Raw genomic sequence first — 18,242 nt, 5'->3', positions numbered from 1 at the left:
GCGCCCCGGTCCGTGGGCATGGCGGAGACGGCTCGCGGGGCCGCCGGGATCAGGCCGCTGACCTGCGAGAACGGTCGCGCGGTTCGCTCGGTGACCCCGCACGCCGGGCGTGGCGGAGCCGCCCACTGCCCGCGGCTGCGGGCCGATGGCCCCGGTCCGGTTCGGCATCCGATACGTCAAGTGTGATGACCGGCCCGGAGAATCGCCCTAGGGTGCGCCAGTACGCACGGCCGAGGCCGGCTCGACAGCTGTTTTCGGCCACTTCGCATATCGCACACCGAACTGGGGGGTTCATGCGTAGATCCAGAGGGACGGCGATCGCTCTCGCCCTGTCCCTGGCCGGCACCGGCACGGCCATCGGCCTCGGCCTCGTCCCACAGGCGGCGGCCGTCACCCCGCCCGTGGCCTTCACCGCCGACGCGCTGGCCACCTGGCAGCCCAACGGCGTCGTCTGGGCCCTCGCCGAGACCGGCAGCCAGGTCTTCGTCGGCGGCACCTTCTCGGCCGTACGTCCCCCCTCGGGCGGCGGCGGCAGCGAGCAGTCCGCCGTGAACTTCGTGGCGCTCGACGCCGCGACCGGCGCCCCGACCTCCTGCGAGCTGGACTTCACCGTCGGCGGCGGCACCGCGACCGTCCGCGCGCTCACCCTCTCCCCGGACAAGAAGACCCTGTACGCGGGCGGCTACTTCGGCGCCGTCAACGGCACACCGGTCTCCAGCCTCGCCGCCATCGACGTGGCGACCTGCTCGGTGAAGACCTCCTTCCGGCCGGCCTTCGCCGCCACCGTGCGCGCCCTCGCCGTCACCGGCGACACCGTCTACGCGGGCGGCGACTTCCTCACCGTCGCCGGCCAACCGCGCCAACGGTTCGCCGCCGTGGCCACGGCCGACGGCGCGCTGCGCCCCTTCACCGCCAACGCGGACGATCCGGGCCGCGCCGTCGAGGTGACCCCCGACGGGCAGAACGTCCTGCTCGGCGGGGACTTCTTCACCGTCAACGGCGCGAACAGCCACGCCCTCGCGGTGGTCGACGCCACGAGCGGCGCGCTCACCAAGGCGTATCCGGGCTTCATCGAAACCAACTCGGTGGTCAAGGACATCGCCACCGACGCCACCGGCTTCTACACCGCCAACGAGGGCACGGGCGGCGGTGTCTTCGACGGCCGGATCGCCGTCGACCTCGGCGACCTGAACCAGCGGTGGCGCGACACCTGCCTCGGCGCCACCCAGGCCGTACTGCCCTACCAGAGCGTCCTGTACAGCGCCTCGCACGCGCACGACTGCTCCAGCGTCGGGGAGTTCCCCGACGGCCGGCGCCACCACCTCCTCGCCCAGCCGACGGCGGGCGTGGGCAAGCTGGGCTGGGCCCCCGACACCAACGACGGCATCGGCGAGGGCATCGGCCCGCGGGTGATGACGGTCGGCTCGAAGGGCGGGTCCCAGTACCTGTGGGTGGGCGGTGAGTTCACGACCGTCAACGAGGCCGCGCAGCAGAGCCTGACGCGGTTCTCCTCCACCGGGGACACCGGGGCGCCCACCGTCCCGGTGGCGAGCGCCGTCAGTTTCCGGCCGGGCGAGGTCCAGGTGCGCTGGCGCACCAGCCTCGACCTCGACGACAGCGCGCTGACCTACAAGATCTACCGCAACGGGGCGGCCAGTCCCATCGGCACGGTCACCGCCGATTCGCTGTTCTTCCGGCGGCCGCAGGCGTCCTGGACGGACACCACGGTCTCGCCCGGCCAGTCGTACACGTACCGGGTGACGGCAACGGACGCCGCCGGCAACGTCGGCGCCCCGTCCGGGGCCTCGACCGTGACGGTGCCGACGTCCGTGGACGCGTACCCGAACGCGGTGCGCACCGACGGCGCCCAGCAGTACTGGCGCTACGACGAATCGGCCGCGCCGTTCGTCGCGGACTCCTCCGACGGAGGGAACCAGAGCGGCATCCACCTCAACGGCCCCGCCCTGCGCCAGACGCCCGGCGCGGTCACCGGCGCGAGTACGGCCATCGGATTCAACGGGACCGACAACCAGGTCCACGGGGACAAGCGGCAGAGCGTCGGCGCCAACTACTCGATCGAGACCTGGTTCAGGACCAACACCACCCGCGGCGGCAAGCTCTTCGGGTTCGGGAACAACCAGGACCGCAACAGCAGTCAGTACGACAAGCACATCTACATGACCAATGACGGTCGGCTCGTCTACGGCGTCTACACCGGCGCCACCCGCACCATCACGACCCCGGGCGGCTACAACGACAACCAGTGGCACCACGTCGTCGCCACCCAGGGCCCCGGCGGCATGACCCTGTACGTGGACGGCGTCCAGCGGGGAACCCTCAACGTCACCACCCACGAGAACTACACCGGCTTCTGGCACGCCGGCGCGGACAACCTGAACGGCTGGCCCGACCGCCCGACGAGCGACTTCTGGGCGGGCCAACTCGACGAGAGCGCCGTGTACCCGACCGTGCTCAGCGCGGCGCAGGTGCAGAACCACCACACCCTCGCCTCCGCGCCCGCCGACTCGGTCGTCGAGGTCACGGCGGCCGAGGACACCTACGCCAACGCCGGCGCCCCGGGCACCAACTACGGCACCTCGGGCTCCCTCGCCGTACGCGGCACCTCCCTGTACGCGAGTTACCTGCGCTTCACCCTGCCCGCCGCACCCGCGGGCACGGTGCTCAAGTCGGCCACGCTCGGCATCAAGACGAGCACGATGAGCGGAGCCGGCACCACCGACACCGTTTCGGTGGTCCCGATCACCGGCGCGTGGACGGAGGCCGGGACCACCCACGCCAACCGCCCGACCCTCGGATCCCCGGCGCTCGGCAGCTTCGCGGGCGTCCCCGACGGTTCGGCGGTGCACAGCACCGCGTTGAACACGGCCACCATCGCGGGAGAGCTCGGCGGTTCCTACGGCCTGGCCCTGACCGGCGCGGGCACCGACGCGCTGTGGCTGTGGTCCTCGGAGGCCGCCGCCAACGAGGGCACGCCGCGACTGACGCTGACCTTCGGCGCCCCGTGATCCGATAGCGGGACCCGGTGGGGGGCGCGGACCGACCCGGTCCGCGCCCTTCCGCACGGCGGCGCCGAGAGCCGTCCCGGGCCCGTCGCTAGCCCAGGTCGTACGTGAACGCGTACGCGACGGACCCCTCGCCGTGGCGGGCGGTGAAGGAACCCGAACCCGAGAGCCCCGCCAACTCTCCCGTGGCGCTGCCCGGGACCACCGAGAACGCGCAGCGCGTGGTGCCGTCGGCCTCGAAGGTGCCGCGCTCCTCCAGCACGAACGTGCCCGGGCGCCCGTCCACCCGGCCCGCCACCAACTCCATCCCGGCGAAGCCTCCCGTGGTCGGCGACGTGTACGCCACCGTGTAGTCGCAGGTCGTCGCGGCGGCCTCCACGCCACCGGAGAAGGCGTTGGTGACGGTGGCGTGGGCCAGGCGCGGGGTCGCGTCGGCCGAGCCGATCGGGAGTTCCTTCCAGTCGGAGAAGGAGAAGGTGCCGGTCGTGGACGTGGGCATGCGAATGCTCCCGACTCTCTGCCGTCGGGCAGGACCTCCGCCCGACGTGTGAGCAGCATCGACGGCATACCTGACACCTCGCGTCAGGTATGCCGCGACAATGGCGCCATGCGCGCCGACCGCCTCCTCTCCCTGCTGCTCCTGCTCCAGAACCGCGGCCGGATGACCGCGCCCGAGCTCGCCGCGGAACTGGAGGTCTCGATCCGCACGGTCTACCGGGACGTCGAGGCCCTCGGCGCCTCCGGGGTGCCCGTGCTGGCCGACCGGGGGCCCGCCGGGGGATACCGGCTGATGGACGGCTACCGCACCCGGCTGACCGGACTCACCGACGCCCAGGCCGGTTCGCTCTTCCTCGCCGGCGCCCCGGGACCCGCCGCGGAACTGGGACTCGGCGCCGACCTGGCCGCCGCGCAGCTCAAGCTGCGGGCGGCGCTGCCCGCCGAACTCGCCGTCCGCGCCGAGCGGATCCGGGCCCGTTTCCACCTCGACGCCCCGGCCTGGTTCCGTGACGCGGACCCCGTCCCGCACCTCGGGCGGATCGCCCGCGCGGTGTGGGACCAGAACGTCCTGAACGCCCACTACGACCGACCCGCCGGCCCGGTCCGGCGCGAACTGCATCCGCTCGGCCTCGTCCTCAAGGGCGGCATCTGGTACCTCGTCGCACGGGCCGGCGAGGCGCTGCGGACCTACCGCGTGGGTCGGTTCCTCGCCGTGGACGTCCTCGCCGACACCTTCGAGCGGCCCGACGACTTCGTGCTCGCCGCCCACTGGGCCGAGTCCTCCGGCCGGCTGCGGGCCGCGCTGAACGCGCGGACCGCCCGGCTGCGCGTCTCGCCGCGCGGCCGGAGCCTGCTGCCCATGCGGTTCGGGGCGGCGGGGACGCGGGCCCTCGCCGCCGCCGACGCGACGGGGGAGGGCGTCGAGGCGGACGGCTGGGCACGGGTCGAACTGACCGTCGAGACGACCTCCGTCGCGGTCGGCGACCTGCTGGGCCTCGGGGCCGAGATCGAGGTGCTCGGTCCGCCCGAACTGCGCCGCGCCCTCGCCGAGGCGGCGACCGCGCTGGCGGACCTGTACGGGTGAACCGCGCCGGCGCGCCGACCGGCGGCCCGCGGCTCCCGTCCGCTCCGTCAGGTCCGTCAGGTCCGGCGCGGCGGCTCCACCTCCAGGAAGCGGCGCCGGCGCGGCCCCCGGTAGAGCAGGCACACCCATCCCAGCGCCTCCAGCACTGCCGAGCAGGCCGTCAGCCGCTCCTGCTCCTCCTCCGCGGCCCCGCCGCCGGCAGGGCCCGGCCAGGTCACCTCCACCCGCCCCACTTCGGCGCCGGCGGCCACCCGGTATCCCGTGCGGGTCCGGCGGCCCCGCTCGTCCACCGCCGACGCCGCGATGCCCGCCGCCTCCAGGGCCAGGGCCACCGCGCGCGACATGCGGCGCAGCTCCCAAGGGGCGGGAACCGAGGCGTCGCCCGTCCCGTTCACCAGTCGGCGGATCTGCAACATCCCCTCGTACGCCGTGCGCAGCTCCGCGGCCCGGGCGGCGGCGGGTCCCGCGCCCCCGCCTGCCCCGCCTGCCCCCGACGCGGATGCCGACGCGGTCTCGGACACCGCCGCCGATGCCGCCGCCACCTCGTCGCCGGTCGCGGGCTCGAAGCCCCGATCGCCCGGTCCTTCCGTCACCGCACACCCCCTCGTCTGAGTACCTCGTGCCCAACGGCCTGAGTATCCGCCCCGATTCCCCGCCGTGCTCCCGGTGGTCGAATGGGGACATGACTTCAGAGGCCGCGCAGAGCGCGCACCACCCGCGCATGCGGCACGTGACCACCGCCGGTTCGGCGCTGGCCGTGGCGCTCGTACCGCTCGTGGTCGGCGTACTGCTCGCAAAGGCGATGGCAGTCGACCCCTCCACCCCGGTCAACGCCCTGATCGCGGGTGGCGGCCGGCGCGCGGGTCTGCCCCGCGCCGAGTGGGGCCGCCGCGGGCACGACGCGATGACCCGGCTGCGCTCCGCCCGCCGCGGCACGGCCCACACGGCCCGGCGCTGCGCACAGGCCTGCGGACGACGGCTGCCCGACCGCGGCTGACCGGGCGCGACCGACCGCCACCGCGGGCAACCGGGCAGAACCTAGTCCGCCCGCCGCGTCCGCCGCGTCCGGAGCCAGGCGTCGGCTTCCGCGGGCTTGCGCAGGCGGACCACGCGCAACGGGGCGAACCGGGGGTCGGCGGCCCGGCCACCGATCTCGGCCCGCCGGCCGGCGTACCGGGACCAGGCCCACCACACGGGATGGTCGGCCCGCAACCACTCCCGCCAGGCCTCCCGGTTCCCGTTGAACAGCCGCTCGCGCGACAGGCTCCGGCGCAACGACCGCAGCACCACCCTCCGCATGACCACGGACCGCCGGTGATCCAGCCAGACCACCGTGTCGGCCCGCGCCCACAGCAGGTCGCGGACCGCCGGCGGACCGGACGAGTCGAGTACCCAGAGCCCGGTCGCGGCGATCCGTTCCATGTCGGCGACGTACGTCTCGCTGACCGCCCACCCCGGGCCGCCGAAGTGGAGCGCGTCCACCTCGTGGTACGGCAGCCCGAGCCGCCGGCCCAACGCCCGGGCCAGGGTGGACTTGCCGGCTCCGCTGATGCCGACGACGAGTACGCGCTGCACCAGCGGAGCGTAAGCCGTCCGCGCTCGGTGAGCCAGGGGCCGGTGGACCAGAGGCCGGCGGGCGAGGGGGCGGGGGGCGAGTGGGCGCGGGCCGGGGGCCGGGGGCCGGGGCCGGGGTCAGTCGGCCAAGGGCTCCTGGAGTTCCGTGACCCACTGCTCGCGGTCCTCGGGGCAGTCCAGGTTCAGCTCGCGCGCGTACCCGGCCGAGCGGTGACCGTGCGCGTCGATCCAGCGCGCCAACGCCTGCGCCGTCGGCAACACGTCGTCCACGGCGCCCCGGTGCACGACGGTCGCCGCGCGTTCCACACCGGGCAGCTCGACGATCCGTACGGCGCCCCCGAGGTCCTCGGCGCGCACGGCGGCCGCGACGGGTAGTCCCGCGTGCACCAGGACCGATCCGGGGCCGCCGTCCGGAGCGGCCTCGTAGCGGGCGAGGCCGGGGCCGGTCGGGCCACTCCGGCGGCCTCGATCCGCCGGCACAGGTCGTCGTACAGCGGCCCGATGACCGGCCCGATGTCCTGCGGGGCGTAGCTCGCCGCGACGCCGGTCAGTTCGGCGAGCCGGACGGGCGGGAGGCTCTTCACGACGATCTCGTCGGTGGGCATGGTTCCCTCGCTCCCGATGGTCCGGAGCCTCGTCTCGACCTGGTGCAGCCGGGCCGCCGCGGCGGCCATGGCGCTCTCCGGTCCGCCCGCCGCAACCGCAGCATGCCGCGCAGCTCGTCCGCGCCCCACCGCTCGTTGAGGATCGCCCCGACCTGTTCCCGGCTGAAGCCGAGGTCCTTGAGCGCGATGACACGGTCGAGGCGGGCGAGTTGCTCGGCCTCGTGGAAGCGGTAGCCGATCGTGGGGTCGACCCGCGCGGGGCGGGGCGCGGCAGTCCGAGCGCGTCGTAGTGACGCAGCATGCGGACCGACACCCGGCCGTGTTCGGCGAAGTCTCCGATGGTGAACATGACGCCTCCCAGTGCACGCCCTGACACGGGGGGAGAGTCAAGCACGACCGGGTCCGCCCCCGGCGCGGCGAGGGCGGTCGGGGCCGGTGAAGGGGAGTCCGGGCCGGTCAGCGGCCGTACTGGCGCACGCAGAGGTCCACGACGGACGGCGGCACGGCGCCCTCCGCGGCCGCGCACAGTTCGTCGGCGCGCGGAGTCCGGGGCGCGGACCGGCGCGGGACGTGCGGCGAGGCGGCCTTGGGCGTCCGTGCGCGCCGGGGCATGGCGGGTCGCGCGGGCGGCGCGGCGGGTGGGCGGGCCGCGCGCGCCGGCAGCGCCTCGCCGGCGTCCGGAGCCGCGCCCGTGTCCGTGTCCGGGGCCGGTTCGTCCGTACGGTCCGGCAACGGGCCGAGCGGCAGGGCACGGGAGAGCGACAGGGCCGGCGGGGTGTCGGACGCGCCCCGGTCGGCCGCGGCGTCCGGTGCGTCGACGGGCGGCGCGGAGCCCCGCCCCGGGCCCGTGGGAGCGGAGTCCGGGCCGACGGAGACACAGCCGGCGGTCGCGAGGAGCGCGAGGAGGGAGAGGGGCAGGGCGGCCCGGCGTAACTGCATGCGTCCACCATGCCGTACCCCGGGAGCGCCGCATTCCGCCGCTCACGCGTCCGGGTGACGGCGTGTCTGCGGAGCGGGGCGCGGGGCGGGGCGGGCGAGGGACGCGCGGCGGGGCGGGCGGCGGTGGACGGGCCCGTTGCCGAATCGATTCGCCACAGGGAGGCCCGGAACGCCCCACCCGGTCGCACAATGGGCCCGCGGTACGGACGACGGGGGAGGCGCGCCCCCCGGATCCCCGAGCTGCTGCCCGTCGGCCTGCTCGCCCCCGTCGGCGCCGCCCTCGGCGTGTCCGACGGCGCTGCCGGCCTGATGGTCACGGTCCCCGGGCTGATCGCCGGCCTCTGCGCGCCCCTGGTGACCGTCGGCGCCGCCCGGCTCGATCGACGGATCGTGCTCTGCCTGCTCATCGCCCTCATGGCCGTCGCCAACCTCGCCGCCGCGCTCGCCCCCGGCTTCGGCGCGCTCCTCGCGTCCCGGCTCCTCGTCGGCGTCAGCGTCGGCGCCTTCTGGGCGTCGCGGGCGGACTCGCCGTGCGCCTCGTCCCCGAACGCCACGTCGGGCGGGCCACGGCCGTGGTCTTCGGCGGCGTCCCCACGGCCTCCGTGCTCGGCGTGCCCGCCGGAACCCTGCTCGGTGAACTCGGCGGCCGGCGCGCCGCCTTCGCGGCGGTCGGCGCGCTCGGCCTGCTCACGCTCGCCGCGCTGCTCCTGCTGCTGCCCGCCCTTCCGGCGACCCGCCGCGTCGCCCTTCCCGAACTCCCCGCCCTGCTGCGCCACAACCGCGCGGTTCGGGCCGGGTTGATCGTGACCTTCCTCGTGGTGACGGGGCAGTTCGCCGCCTACACCTTCGTGCGGCCGATCCTGCGGGACGTCTCGGGGATCGACGCCGGCTTCGTCAGCACCCTGCTCCTCGGGTACGGGGTGGCCGGGGTGATGGGGAACTTCCTCGCCGGGGCACGCGACGCCCACCGCACGCTCCTCGTGGTCAGCACCACCCTCGCCGCGGTGCCGGCGCTGATCGCCGTCCTGCCGGGCGCGGCGGCGGGGACCGCGCTGCCGCTGGTGTGGGGTCTCGCGTACGGCGGGGTGTCCGTCAGCCTGCAGCGTTGGATGATCAAGGCGGCGCCGGTGGCGGCCGAGGCGGCCTCATCGCTGATGGTGGCCACGTTCAACTTCGCGATCGCGGCCGGCGCCCTCGTCGGGGGGCCGGCGGTGGACGGGATCTCGGCGCCCGCCGCCCCGCTGACCGGAGCCGTCCTGATGGCGGCGGCCGCCGGCATCGCGTGGGCGGCCTCGACCCGCCGGGCGCCGCGCCCCGACGTCCTGATCCCGGACCACGGGTCGGCGGGCCACGGGGCGGGGGACTCGGGCCGGTTGGCCCGGGAGGGCCCGGAGTGCTCCCCGTCCGCGGAGCGTCGGCCGCCGGGGCGGGGACGCTCCGGGGGCGGTCCGCCGATGTGAGGGCCCCGGCCCGGGTGGAACCCGGGCCGGGACCAACGGCCCCTCCTCCGGGGACGGATCGGACGGATCGGACAACCGGCTTGACCGTGGGGATCCCGCGGGGAAGAGTGCGCCCGATCAAGAACCACGGTCTGAGCCGTACTTCGGAGATGCCACACATGTCCACGTCCGTTCCCACGTCCGTTCCCACGTCCGTCCCCATGCCCGTCCGCTGTCCGCTCGACTCGGCCGTCTCCGCCGGTTCGCCCGCCCCCGACGTGCTCGGCGCCCCACCGCGCGCCCGCACGGCCTCCGCCGTCCCCGGCGTCGACGCGGGCGCGGGCCCGGTCGTCCGGCGGCGCGGGGCCTGACCGGCCGAGGAGGGGTCGGCGCCGCACCACCGAGTCGACCTCCGCACCCGCCGGGAGAACACCGTGTCCCACCCCACCGATGAGAGCGGCTCCGTGTCCGACGACCGCCTGCTGGTACGCCCGTACGTCGCCGCGGCGCGGCGTCCGTCCCCTTCGACGGGTCCCGGCCGACCGCGCACGGACCCCACCGCCGACGCCTGGCCCGGCAACGAGTCGGCCTCGGGCCGGCGGACCGCGTGGCACGGGCAGGACCCGCCCGCGGCCGGTCCGCACGCCCCCGAGCCGTCGGCCCACGTCGTACCGACACCCCCGCCGGCACCCCTCGGGCGGGAGCGGGCGAGCCGGGTGCCGCTGGTGGTCCTGGTGCTGCTCGGGCTCGCCGCGGCGGGTGGCGTGGTGTACCTGACGGCCGGGCCCGACCCCGAGCCCCCGCGGGTCGCCCCACCCTCCGGGCTGTCCGTACCGGTGCTTCCGGCCCGCAGCCCGGACGCCGGGACGGACGGAGCCGGGCCCGCACCGTCCGCGCCCCTGCCCGCGAGCCCCGGCCTGCGGTCGGCGTCCGCCTCGGCGTCGGAGGCGGCCGGCCGGGGAGCCGAGAAGCCGTCCTCCTCACCGGGCCGGGAGGGGGCGCCCACCGCCACGTCGTCGCCGAGCCGGCCGCCGGCCGTGACGCCCGGGAACGGCGCCTCCGGGACCCTGCGGCCGGGAGATCGCGGGCCGGAGGTCCGCGCCCTCCAGGAGCGGCTCCTCGGCCAGGGGTTCACGTACGTCTCCACGACCGGGGTGTACGACGGACAGACCCGACGCGGTGTCGCCCAACTCCAGAGCGACCGGAGCATCACGGGCGACCCGAAGGGCGTCTACGGTCCGGCCACACGCGCGGCCCTCGGCTGAGCGGTCCGGGCGCCCTCGACGGCCCGACGGCCCGAGAACCCGACGGAGCTCCACGGGCCCGACGGAGCTCCATAGGCTCCACGGGCACCTCAGGCTCCACGGGCTCCACGGGCCCGACGGGTGGGCCGTCACCCGGGCTCAGCGCCCGCCGGACACCCGCAGTACGGCCCCCGTCGTGTACGAGGCCTCGGGGGACAGCAGCCAGGCGATGGCCCCGGTCACCTCGTCGGGCTGTCCGGCCCTGCCGAGGGGAATCCCGGCCGCGGCGCGGGCCGGCCGGTCCGGGTCGCCCATGGCCGCGTGCATGTCCGTCTCGATGATGCCGGGGGCCACGGCGTTCACCCGGATCCCGTCCGGCCCCAGCTCCTTGGCCAGGCCCAGGGTGAGGGCGTCGATGGCGGCCTTCGTCGCCGCGTAGTGGACGTAGTCCCCGGGGCTGCCGAGGGTGGCGGCCGCCGAGGACACGTTCACGATCGCCCCTCCGGTCTCCGCCATGTCCCGGGCGGCCCTGCGGCAACAGAGCAGGTATCCGAGGAGGTTCACCTCGACGACGCGCCGCAGGTCCTCGGTCCGGGCGTCGGCGAGTCGGCCCAGCGGCCCGGTCACGCCCGCGTTGTTGACGAGCCCCGTGACGACGCCCAGTTCCGCCCCGGCGATGTCGAAGAGCCGCTCCACGGCGCACTCGGTCGAGGTGTCACCGCGCACCGTCACGCAGCGCGCCCCGGTCGCCCGCACGAGCTCCGCGGTGGACTCGGCGGCCGCGTCGTCCCGGGCGTAGCCGAGAGCGATGTCGTGGCCGTCGGCGGCGAGTCGGACGCAGGTCGCCGCGCCGATTCCCCTGCTGCCTCCCGTGACGACGGTGACCGGACGAAGTGACATGCGGACCTCCTGCTGGGGCGTGGTGCGCCGGCCGCGCCCCCGACCCATGAGCCGGTCGGCGGCGCCGGATCCTCGCCGGCGCGGCAGGCTAACACCGCAATAAGCGCTGGACCAGCGTAAATGGCGCGAAGGACAGTGTCCGTGGTGTCCGGGTCGCCGACGTCACGTCCGCCCGGAGCCATCCACGACCACCGACCCGCCATCCCGAGGAGGCAGCCATGTCCACCCTGCGCGTGACCGCCGAACAACTGACCGTCCACGAGCATCCGAACGCCGACGCCCTGGAGTTGGCCCAGGTCGGTCTCTACCGAGCCGTCGTCGCGAAGGGCGCCTACCGCACCGGCGACTTCGCCGTGTACATCCCCGAACAGGCCGTCCTGCCCGACACGTTGACAGCGGAGCTGGGTCTCACCGGGCGACTGGCCGGCGGCGCGGCGAACCGGGTCAAGGCCGTCCGGCTGCGGGGCGAGCTGTCGCAGGGTCTGGTCTGCCGACCGGCCGCGCTCCGCGGCGTGGACCTGGAGGCCGCGGCGAAGGAGGGCGCCGACTTCACCGAGGCCCTCGGGATCACCAAATGGGCCCCGCCCATCCCCACGACGATGAACGGCGACGTGGAATCCGCCCCCGACCTGTTGCCCTGGGTGGACATCGAGAACCTCCGGCGCCACCCGCAGATCTTCGAGCCCGGCGAGCCCGTCGTCCTGACGGAGAAGCTCCACGGCACGGCCTGCCTGGTGACGTACATCGCGGGGGAGGGGCGCGTCCTGGTCTCCTCCAAGGGCTTCGGTTCGAAAGGACTCGCGCTGAAGGAGGACGACCGCAACCTGTACTGGCGTGCCGTCCGCGGCCACCGGGTCCCGCAGGCCGCGGCGCGGCTGGCCGAGCGGCTCGGCGCGAGCCGGATCGGCCTGTTCGGCGAGGTGTACGGCTCGGGAGTACAGGACCTGGCCTACGGAACGGACGCGCGCACGGCCGACGGTCCGCCCGGTTACGCGGTCTTCGACGTGTCCGCAGAGATCGAAGGACAGGTGCGCTGGCTGGATCCGGCGGACCTGCTCGCGGGCGAACTCCCGCTGGTGCCAAGGCTGTACGAAGGCCCGTACGACCTGGACGCCGTCCTGGAAGCGGCCACCGGTCGCGAGAGCGTCTCCGGCCGGGCCGCCCATCTGCGCGAGGGTGTCGTCATCCGTCCGGCCACGGAGCGGTACAGCCCGGTCGTCGGGGGTCGGGCCATCGCGAAGGCCATCAGCCCGGCGTACCTGACCCGCAAGGGAGGCACCGAGTACGAGTGATCGCGCCGCAGGGCCGTTGACAGCCGGTCGGGAACCGGGAGCCGGGTACAGGGCGGCGGAAGCTCCGAGGTGTTCCCGGACAGGGTGGTCCCCCCGCCGGCCGGGGCGCGTGTGGCGCCGCCCGATCGGGTCCGGGTGGTGCACGCGCCCGGCCCGAGGCCCGCCGCCGACGCGGGACCCGCGCCGCCGGGACCCCGGCACGCCCGGGACCCGGACGCCGGGACCCGGCGGGTCAGGAGATCCCCGTCGTCCTGCGCACCACCAGCGCCCGACGCGGCCGTGAGGTGGTCCAACTGTAGCTATTGCGGGTCGAGTCGACGGTGAGCGGCCCGTGCGCCGGCTCGCCGGACGGGCGGCGGTGGAGGCGGAACCGGGGGAGCGGGTGACGGCGTACGTACGCGTGCCCGAGCGCGCCTCCCGTACCGGGCGACGGACCATCGCGGTGGGGTGACCGAGCCGGGCCGGTTCACGCTGCTCGCCGGTCGCGGCGCCGGGGGCTGCCGCCGGGCACCCCGTCTCCGGGCGCCCCTCGACGTCTGACGCGGGGCCGCTACAGTGCGGCCATGAACAGTGGGGGGAGCACGGGGTCGGGCACGGGCACGGCCCCGACCCTGGAGGACGTGGCCCGCGCGGCCGGGGTGTCCCGGGCGACGGTGTCCCGGGTGGTCAACGGCGTCCGGAACGTGGACCCGGCGATCGCCGAGGCGGTCCGGCGGGCCGTCGTCGCGACCGGGTACGTGCCGAACCGGGCCGCGCGGTCCCTGGTGACCCGACGCTCGGGGGCGGTGGCGCTGGTGGTCTCGGGCGCCGGGTCGGAAACGGCGCAGGTGTTCCAGGACCCCTTCTTCGGGCGGGTGGTCGGCGGCGTCGTCCGGGCACTGCGGCCGCGCGGCGTGCACCCCGTACTCCTGTTCGCCGACTCGGCGCAGGACCGGAACGAGGTACTCGACCACCTGGGCCGGGGCGGCGCGGACGGGGCGCTGCTCGTCACGACCCACGGCGACGACCCGCTGCCCGCCATGCTCGCCGCGGCGGGCATACCGGCGGTGCTCTTCGCCCGCCCCGCGACGGCCGGACTGGCGCTGGACAGCGTGGACCTGCGGCACGGCGAGGGCGGGGCGCTGGCCGCCCGGCACCTGGTGGCGCGGGGCCGCACCCGGCTCGCCGCGATCGGCGGCCCCGTGGACGTGGCGGCGAGCCGGGAGCGGGTGGCGGGCTTCCGTGCGGCGTTGGGTGGTCGTGGTGACGGCGGCGGGCGTGGCGGGGACGGTGATGTCCGGGTCGTGCAGGCCGACTTCACCGTGGAGGGCGGCGAGCACGCCATGCGCCGGTTGCTGGCCGAACAGCCGGACCTGGACGGGGTGTTCGCGGCCAACGACCTGATGGCACTGGGCGCCTGTCTGGTGCTGCGCGAGCACGGGCGGCGGATCCCGCAGGACGTGGCGGTGATCGGCTTCGACGACTCCAGCGCGGCGACGGCGTCCCGGCCGAGGCTGACGACGGTACGGCAGCCGGTGGAGGACATGGCGGCCGAGATGGTCCGCCTGCTGCTGGACCGGGCCCCCGACCGCACGGAGCCGGAAGTCGTCCTGTTCGACGGGGAACTGGTGATCCGCGACTCGGCCTGACCCCCACCACCGGTCCGGTCCCGCACCACGCCCCGTTTCTCCGGCCGCCCCACCCGATCAGCGACCACCCCACCGCCGGCCGCCCGGGATCGGGGCACCCCTCACCCCGGCGTCCCGCCGGACCGCCCCGGGCCTCCAGGGCCGACTGCCGGCCCGGCCGCTCGGTCGGAGGTTCCGGGAGTCCGCGCCGGCCGCCCGCCGATAAGAAGGCCGACAGCGGCAGAATCGTCGCGCCCTCCGTCGAGTACGGGCCCGGCGCGTCCACGTCACCGAGAACGGCTCCTCCTCCCCGGACACCGTCGCCCCGAACGGCAGCCCACGACCCCGGACGGCAGCGTCCACGACCCCGAACGCGCCGCGTATCTGAGCGCCCACCTCGCCGCCTGCGCCCGGGCCGCCTGCCGCGGCGCGCCCCGGCCGGCTACTACTACGCGCGGTCCCTGCTCGCCGACTTCGAATGGGCGTACGGCCACGACAAGCGCTTCGGCCTGGTCCGCGTGGACCACGACACCCAGGAACGCACCGTCAAGACCAGCGGAGCCGACTACGTCGACCTGATCCCCGCCCACCGGGCCGCTCTGAGCCCCGGCAGTTTCCCGCGCCGTGCCCGCCCCGCTTCCCTGGGCGGGCACGGCCTTTCGTGATGGGATGCGGAACAGATGGTTCCAGATGCTCGCGGAAAGGTGAGACGCATGTCGTTGAACGTCGAGGCCGAGGGCACCATGCGGGCGATGGTGTACGAGACGTACGGCGGGACGGAGGTGCTCACCGAGACCCGGCTGCCGGTGCCCAAGGTCGGCCCCGGCGAGGTCCTCGTCCGCGTCAGGTGCGCCTCGGTCAACCCGGTCGACTGGAAGATCATGGCGGGCGGGCTCGACGGCCTCATGGACGTGGTGTACCCCGTCATCCCCGGCTGGGACGTGGCCGGGACCGTCGAGTACGTCGGCATCGACACCCCCGAGTTCACGGCGGGCGACGAGGTCATCGCCTACGCCCGCAAGGACTACGTGCACGGCGGCACCTTCGCGGAGTTCGTCACCGTGCCCGTACGGGCCCTCGCGCCGAAGCCCGTCTCCCTCAGCTGGCAGGAGGCGGCCGGACTGCCCCTGGCCGGCCTCACCGCCTACCAGCTGCTCACCCGCCTCGACACCGGCCAGGACGACACCGTCCTCATCCACGGCGCGGCCGGCGGCGTCGGCTCCCTCGGCGTCCAGATCGCCCGCGCGCTCGGCGCCCGCGTCATCGGCACGGCATCGCCGCGCAACCACGACCGGCTCCGCGAACTGGGCTGCGAACCCGTCGCCTACGGGGACGGCCTCACCGAACGGGTCCGCGAACTGGCCCCGGACGGGGTGAGCGTCGTCGCGGACTTCGTCGGCGGCGTCCTCGACGTCACCAAGGCCGTCCTCGCCCCCGGGGGCCGACACGCCTCCATCGCCGACCCCGACGTGCTCGGCGCGGACGGCCAGTGGATGTGGGTGCGCCCCGTCGGCGAAGACCTCGCCGCCCTGGGGGGCCTCGCCGACACCGGAAGGCTCGGCGTCACCGTCGCCAAGACCTTCCCGCTCTCCGAACTGGCCGCCGCCTTCGAGCTCAGCCAGGACGGACACACCGCCGGGAAGATCATCCTGGAGCTCTGACGACCCCCGGGCCGCCCACCGCGGAACGTGGCCGCGCGCCGTAGGACATGACCGCGGTACATGACCGCCCACCGCGGAACGTGGCCGCGCGCCGCCCGGTGGTCGACCGGACGGCGGCCGCACGGGCAGAAACGCGGGGCGGCCGCCGGGCCGCCCCGCGTCGTGCGGGGGTCAGGGGTGGATCAGGGGAACGAGACCACGGTGGAGGGGGTGGTCGACGTCCCCGAGGTGGGGGCGCCGGTGTTGTTGATGACGTGTTCGTACTGGCCGTTGCCGCCCAGCGAGACCACGAGCAGGTCGTGGAAGCGGACACCGGGCTTCACCGGCGCCTGGAAGCCGTGGTTCTGACGGATCGTCGGATCCACGTTGTAGTAGCAGTAACTGCCCAGGCCCCAGCCCTCGTGGGTGTTGACCGAGTCGGCCACCTTGTAGGCGGCGTAGCCCTTGATCGAACCGTTCTGGATCGCGGCCTGGTTCGGAGCGTCGTACGCCTTCTCGTTCTGGAAGAAGATCGTGCGCCCGCGCTCGCCGTTCCACTCCACGTCGTACTTGTTGAAGTGCTCGACGAACAGTCCGGTGGCCAGGACGTCGTCACCGTTGACCCGGAAGCCGTAGTCGGAGCGGTTGGTCTCCCAGCCCACCCCGTCGCCGTGGTCGGCCCGCCAGATCCACGTGTGGTCGACGATCGTGTCGTGGTTGTTGATCACCATGCCCGCGGTGGCCTTGCCCGCCCCGGCGCCGCCGACGCGGATGAACACGTCCTGGACGGTCGTCGGGTTCGCCGCGTGGTCCGTGCCGGCGCCGGCCGGGCCGACCTCCAGCAGGGTGGGGGAGTTGACCTGGCCCGCGTCGATCAAGAAGCCCGCGAGCTTGACGCCGTCCACGTCGGCGACCTTCATCGCGGTCACCCCGTTGTCCGGAATGATCGTGGCGAGACCGAGGCCCAGGACGACCGTGTCGGGCCGGTTGACCTGGATGGTCCGGTCCACGTGGTAGACGCCCGGGGTGAAGAGCAGGTGCAGGCCCTGGGCCAGTGCCTGGTTGATCGTCGCGGCGCTCGCGCCCGGCTTGACCACGTAGAAGCGGCTCAGCGGGATCGAGGTGCCCTGCGGGGTCCCGTTGCCCCAGGAGGTGCCGCGGGCGTTCACCCGCTTCGCCGGCGCGAACACCTTGTACTCGTTCCCGTCGAGGTAGAGGAAGGGCTTCTCCCGCGAGACGGGGGTGGTGTCGAGCGTGGTGTAGCGCGGCTCGGGGAAGCTCTGGGCCGGCGCGCCCTGGGTGCCGGAGAACACCTGGTTCCAGACGGAGTTGGACCAGCCGCCGATGGAACTGTCGCGGGTGTACCACTGCTGCTGCGAGTAGTTGCCGACCTGACCGTCGATCTTGGAGTCGGCGATGTACCCGCCGGAGGCCCAACCGTAACCGTTGGGGGCCAGGTTGAGTCCGCCCTTGACGTGCATGCGGCGGAACGGCGCGGCCTGGGACACGGCCCAGCGGTCGGTGCCGTTGACCGGGTTCAGCGCCAGGTTCTCCGCCGAACGCCAGAAGTTCTGCGTGGCGTTCCCGCCGAACCAGCCGGCGTCGACGGTCACGTCCCCGTTGATGGTGGTGTCGTCGGGGCTGAGGCCGAGACCCGAGATGGAGGTGTAGAAGCCGATCTGGGCGTTGAGGCCGTTGTACGTGCCCGGCCTGAACAGGAACTGGTAGCGGCCGGACCCGAACTGGGCCGACTCCTGCTGCGCGAAGACCTGGTCCAGCCTGGCCTGGATGTTCGGCGTGGACGGATCGAAGACGATCACGTTCGGTCCGAGGTCGCCCCCGCCGGGGATCGTCGGACCGGTCCCGCCCGTGCCGTACACCTGGAACTCCCAGAGCGAGTAGCCGTATCCGGTGGCACGCTGGGTGCCGTACACCCGGACGTAGCGGGCGGTGCCGGTGACGTCGTGGGTCTGTACCCCGCCGGCCGAGGCGCCGGTGGAGTAGGCGGTGGACCAGTTGGTCCCGTCGGTGGACAAGTCGACCCGGTACGCCTTGGCGTACGCGGCCTCCCAGCGCAGCACGACCTGGCTGATCTGCGCCGGGGCGCCGAGGTCGACCTGTATCCACTGCGGGTCCGCGAACTGGCTGGACCAACGGGTGTTGGTGTCGCCGTCCACGGCCGCGGAGGCCGGGGTGCCGCCGTTCTCCGTGGTGGAGGCGGTGGCGGGCCTGCCCTGGGAGAGCAGCGTGGGCGCGGCGTTGGCGGCGGCGCCGGGGAGCAGCACGAGGAGGGCCGCGACCAGCGCGGCGGCGAGGGCCGCGACGGTGAGTCTCGGCGGGCGATCGTGGAGCAGGGGCATGCGGGGCACTCCTGACGTCAAGGATCCGGGGGGATC

The 18,242-nt window shown here is 74.6% G+C and carries 14 protein-coding genes and 3 pseudogenes; 10 read left to right on the top strand and 7 right to left on the bottom strand.

The features are described 5' to 3' along the window. The first annotated feature begins 293 nt into the window (after positions 1-293). The gene (locus tag ACIRO3_RS07140) at positions 294-3,026 is read left to right on the top strand and encodes a LamG-like jellyroll fold domain-containing protein (protein ID WP_404133432.1); all 2,733 of its coding nucleotides are present in this window, start codon (positions 294-296) and stop codon (positions 3,024-3,026) included. A gap of 88 nt (positions 3,027-3,114) precedes the next feature. On the opposite strand, the gene ACIRO3_RS07135 is transcribed toward ACIRO3_RS07140, so the two are convergent. Then, complete coding sequence (locus tag ACIRO3_RS07135) at positions 3,115-3,522, bottom strand: DUF3224 domain-containing protein (protein WP_404133430.1); 408 nt, start codon at positions 3,520-3,522, stop codon at positions 3,115-3,117. A gap of 108 nt (positions 3,523-3,630) precedes the next feature. On the opposite strand from ACIRO3_RS07135, the gene ACIRO3_RS07130 reads away from it, so the two are divergent. Next, complete coding sequence (locus ACIRO3_RS07130; protein WP_404133427.1) at positions 3,631-4,605, top strand: helix-turn-helix transcriptional regulator; 975 nt, start codon at positions 3,631-3,633, stop codon at positions 4,603-4,605. Between the two features lie 56 nt (positions 4,606-4,661). Here the strand turns inward: ACIRO3_RS07130 and ACIRO3_RS07125 are convergent, their stop codons facing one another. Further along, a complete protein-coding gene (locus ACIRO3_RS07125) occupies positions 4,662-5,198 on the bottom strand; it encodes a hypothetical protein (protein WP_404133425.1) in 537 nt (178 codons plus the stop codon). Positions 5,199-5,287: 89 nt separating this feature from the next. Between ACIRO3_RS07125 and ACIRO3_RS07120 the strand changes: the two genes are divergently transcribed. Beyond that, on the top strand, positions 5,288-5,602 hold the full coding sequence (locus ACIRO3_RS07120) for a hypothetical protein (protein ID WP_404133423.1): 315 nt from the start codon (positions 5,288-5,290) through the stop codon (positions 5,600-5,602). 41 nt (positions 5,603-5,643) lie between these two features. Here the strand turns inward: ACIRO3_RS07120 and ACIRO3_RS07115 are convergent, their stop codons facing one another. From ACIRO3_RS07115 to ACIRO3_RS07105, 3 genes and pseudogenes are all read right to left on the bottom strand, one after another. Then, positions 5,644-6,180 carry an AAA family ATPase gene (locus tag ACIRO3_RS07115; protein ID WP_404133420.1) on the bottom strand — a complete coding sequence of 179 codons (537 nt, stop codon included), beginning with the start codon at positions 6,178-6,180 and terminating at the stop codon, positions 5,644-5,646. Between the two features lie 117 nt (positions 6,181-6,297). Continuing rightward, positions 6,298-7,134: pseudogene (locus ACIRO3_RS07110) on the bottom strand (MerR family transcriptional regulator). A gap of 107 nt (positions 7,135-7,241) precedes the next feature. Beyond that, entirely contained in the window at positions 7,242-7,724 is a 483-nt protein-coding gene (locus tag ACIRO3_RS07105; RefSeq protein ID WP_404133417.1) for a hypothetical protein, read from the bottom strand. 9 nt (positions 7,725-7,733) lie between these two features. On the opposite strand from ACIRO3_RS07105, the pseudogene ACIRO3_RS07100 reads away from it, so the two are divergent. From ACIRO3_RS07100 to ACIRO3_RS07090, 3 genes and pseudogenes are all read left to right on the top strand, one after another. Next, positions 7,734-9,184: pseudogene (locus tag ACIRO3_RS07100) on the top strand (MFS transporter). Positions 9,185-9,342: 158 nt separating this feature from the next. After that, positions 9,343-9,534, top strand: a complete 192-nt coding sequence (locus ACIRO3_RS07095; protein ID WP_404133415.1) for a hypothetical protein — start codon at positions 9,343-9,345, stop codon at positions 9,532-9,534. 63 nt (positions 9,535-9,597) lie between these two features. Beyond that, positions 9,598-10,428, top strand: a complete 831-nt coding sequence (locus ACIRO3_RS07090; RefSeq protein ID WP_404133412.1) for a peptidoglycan-binding protein — start codon at positions 9,598-9,600, stop codon at positions 10,426-10,428. Positions 10,429-10,566: 138 nt separating this feature from the next. Here the strand turns inward: ACIRO3_RS07090 and ACIRO3_RS07085 are convergent, their stop codons facing one another. After that, positions 10,567-11,307, bottom strand: coding sequence for an SDR family oxidoreductase (locus ACIRO3_RS07085; RefSeq protein WP_404133409.1), 741 nt, complete (start codon positions 11,305-11,307; stop codon positions 10,567-10,569). A 218-nt stretch (positions 11,308-11,525) separates the two neighbouring features. Here ACIRO3_RS07085 and ACIRO3_RS07080 point away from each other — a divergent pair, with 218 nt between their 5' ends. The 4 genes and pseudogenes from ACIRO3_RS07080 (at position 11,526) to ACIRO3_RS07065 (ending at position 15,867) form a co-directional block, all read left to right on the top strand. Then, positions 11,526-12,599: an RNA ligase (ATP) gene (locus tag ACIRO3_RS07080; protein ID WP_404133408.1), complete on the top strand. Its 1,074-nt coding sequence runs from the start codon at positions 11,526-11,528 to the stop codon at positions 12,597-12,599. A gap of 563 nt (positions 12,600-13,162) precedes the next feature. Further along, positions 13,163-14,227 carry a LacI family DNA-binding transcriptional regulator gene (locus ACIRO3_RS07075; protein WP_404133405.1) on the top strand — a complete coding sequence of 355 codons (1,065 nt, stop codon included), beginning with the start codon at positions 13,163-13,165 and terminating at the stop codon, positions 14,225-14,227. Positions 14,228-14,480: 253 nt separating this feature from the next. Beyond that, a pseudogene (locus ACIRO3_RS07070) lies at positions 14,481-14,871 on the top strand (family 1 glycosylhydrolase); the annotation flags it as partial. A 78-nt stretch (positions 14,872-14,949) separates the two neighbouring features. Beyond that, positions 14,950-15,867: an NADP-dependent oxidoreductase gene (locus ACIRO3_RS07065; protein WP_361777069.1), complete on the top strand. Its 918-nt coding sequence runs from the start codon at positions 14,950-14,952 to the stop codon at positions 15,865-15,867. Positions 15,868-16,049: 182 nt separating this feature from the next. On the opposite strand, the gene ACIRO3_RS07060 is transcribed toward ACIRO3_RS07065, so the two are convergent. Next, positions 16,050-18,206, bottom strand: a complete 2,157-nt coding sequence (locus tag ACIRO3_RS07060; RefSeq protein ID WP_404133402.1) for a discoidin domain-containing protein — start codon at positions 18,204-18,206, stop codon at positions 16,050-16,052. Positions 18,207-18,242 lie beyond the last annotated feature (36 nt).

Origin of the sequence: Streptomyces sp. NPDC102278 (assembly GCF_044766345.1) — a bacterium.
Classification (GTDB): domain Bacteria; phylum Actinomycetota; class Actinomycetes; order Streptomycetales; family Streptomycetaceae; genus Streptomyces.
The sequence above is the reverse complement of the archived record's forward strand: the minus strand, read 5'-3'. Positions and strand labels throughout refer to the sequence as shown.